The organism is Pseudoalteromonas sp. Z9A6 (assembly GCF_011378805.1).
GTDB classification, from domain to species: Bacteria; Pseudomonadota; Gammaproteobacteria; order Enterobacterales; family Alteromonadaceae; genus Pseudoalteromonas; species Pseudoalteromonas distincta.
The window spans coordinates 1-1,971 of the sequence record NZ_WTKZ01000115.1 but is presented as its reverse complement, the minus strand read 5'-3'; the positions used below and the strand labels follow the sequence as shown (position 1 = coordinate 1,971).

Here is a 1,971-nt window from a genome sequence, read left to right as displayed (position 1 = left end):
GATGTGATAAATGATAGCTAATCATTTATCAATGAGAGATACAAGGCGCTCAGCTTGCTGGCTGTGACGAGCGAAGCTCGTAATTTCTATATTTGCTCACTTGCCGTTTTTGCTTAACCTTTATAACCGTTAGGGTTATTTGACTGCCAGCGCCAGGTATCTTGCATCATTTCATCAATACCGCGCACTGCTTCCCAGCCAAGTTCATTAAGTGCTTTTTCTGGCGCTGCATAACACGCTGCAATATCACCAGGGCGGCGAGGTGAAACCTGATAGGGTACAGCCTGATCGCTTGCTTTAATAAATGCATTAACCATTTGTAGTACAGAGTAACCATTACCAGTACCTAGGTTATAAACTAATGCCCCCGTGCTGCTGGCAATTTTATCAAGCGCTTTTAAATGACCAATCGCTAAATCTACAACATGTATATAGTCGCGCACGCCTGTGCCATCAACTGTGTCGTAGTCATCACCAAATACAGCAAGCTGCTTTAGTTTACCTACTGCAACTTGGGCAATAAATGGCAGTAAGTTATTAGGAATACCGTTAGGGTCTTCGCCAATCAAGCCCGATTCATGTGCACCAACAGGATTAAAGTAACGCAAAATAGCAAACGCAAAGCGCTCATCTGATTTAGCGATATCTTGTAGCATCATTTCAACCATTAACTTAGATGTGCCGTAAGGGTTAGTAGTGCCGCCTACAGGAAAGTCTTCTTTGATTGGTAAGCTTGCAGGGTCGCCGTAAACCGTGGCTGACGAGCTAAATACCAATTTAAATACACCCGCATCGCGCATCGCATCAACAAGAGTAAGCGTACCTTGAACGTTGTTTTGATAGTACTCAACTGGCTTTGCAACCGACTCGCCTACTGATTTTAAACCCGCAAAATGTATAACACTATCAACCGTGTGTTTTGCAAATACAGAATCTAAAAAGGGTTTATCGAGAATATCGCCTTGGTAAAAAGTGGCTTCTTTACCTGTTATATTTTTTACGCGCGCAAGTGATTCTTGTGATGAGTTACTTAAGTTATCAATAACAACAACATCGTTACCTTGCTGTAAAAGTTCTAAAACAGTGTGCGAGCCAATATAGCCTGCGCCACCGGTTACTAAAATAGTCATGAAAGCTCCGTGGGTACCTTTTATCAATTAAGTTAATTTCACCATAAATAGAGGTGATTTACATGTTTTATCTGTAATTTATATGATTTTAATCGTATTTTTTTGATATCAGCACATTAAATGCTTTTGATTACATTTTGTGCAAAACAAGTAACACTTGATTGGTAAGATTAAGTTATAGTTAATAAACAAGTGCTAAAATAGCTTTAGTAATAGCTAATACTAGGTTTACTCCAATCCACACTTTTGTGATTGGTTACCTCTTTGGAGAAAGATATGAATTTAGTTAAAAAAATAGCAACAACAATGTGTATCGCATTACCTGCGCTTGCCCATGCTGGTGAGTCTGTTGTTAAATGGAATGACTTTAATGATTATCGTGATGTGCGAGCGTCTAACCAAGCTAAGGGCTCGTATCACAAAAGTGTGGCAGCAAGTTTCGAAAAGCATATGGCTAAACTAGCCGAGCAATTGCCAAAAGACTATAAATTAAATGTAGAGTTTACAGATTTAGATTTAGCAGGTGATGTGCGTTATGGTGGTATGGAGGAAATTCGTGTAGTAAAACCAATTTATTTTCCACGCATTAAGCTAAATTATTCGTTAACCGATAACGACGGTACAGTGCTAAGTAAAGATACTGATGTGGAGCTTAAAGATATGGGCTTTATGGATAAAATTAAAATGGGCCGCGACGAATCATTTTATTACGAAAAACGCTTACTAACAGAGTGGTTTGGTGAACAAATATTACCAAGTTTAGATTAACTGAAAATAAAAATGCCGCTAAATAGCTAACACCATTCAGTTAAGCATGCTTTGACTTAATGGTGTACCGAGT

2 protein-coding genes are annotated in these 1,971 nt (G+C 38.9%); one reads left to right on the top strand and one right to left on the bottom strand.

The window, feature by feature from the left end:
• Positions 1-113 precede the first annotated feature (113 nt).
• A complete protein-coding gene (gene galE, locus GQR53_RS20405; protein ID WP_002960801.1) occupies positions 114-1,130 on the bottom strand; it encodes a UDP-glucose 4-epimerase GalE in 1,017 nt (338 codons plus the stop codon).
• A gap of 276 nt (positions 1,131-1,406) precedes the next feature.
• On the opposite strand from galE, the gene GQR53_RS20400 reads away from it, so the two are divergent.
• Positions 1,407-1,898, top strand: coding sequence for a DUF3016 domain-containing protein (locus GQR53_RS20400; RefSeq protein WP_165745047.1), 492 nt, complete (start codon positions 1,407-1,409; stop codon positions 1,896-1,898).
• The last annotated feature ends 73 nt before the right edge of the window (positions 1,899-1,971 follow it).

Excerpts from the sequence above, each read along its gene's own strand:
- galE (WP_002960801.1), bottom strand. The coding sequence starts at position 1,130 with ATGACTATTTTAGTAACCGGTGGCGCAGGCTATATTGGCTCGCACACT.
- GQR53_RS20400 (WP_165745047.1), top strand. The coding sequence starts at position 1,407 with ATGAATTTAGTTAAAAAAATAGCAACAACAATGTGTATCGCATTACCT.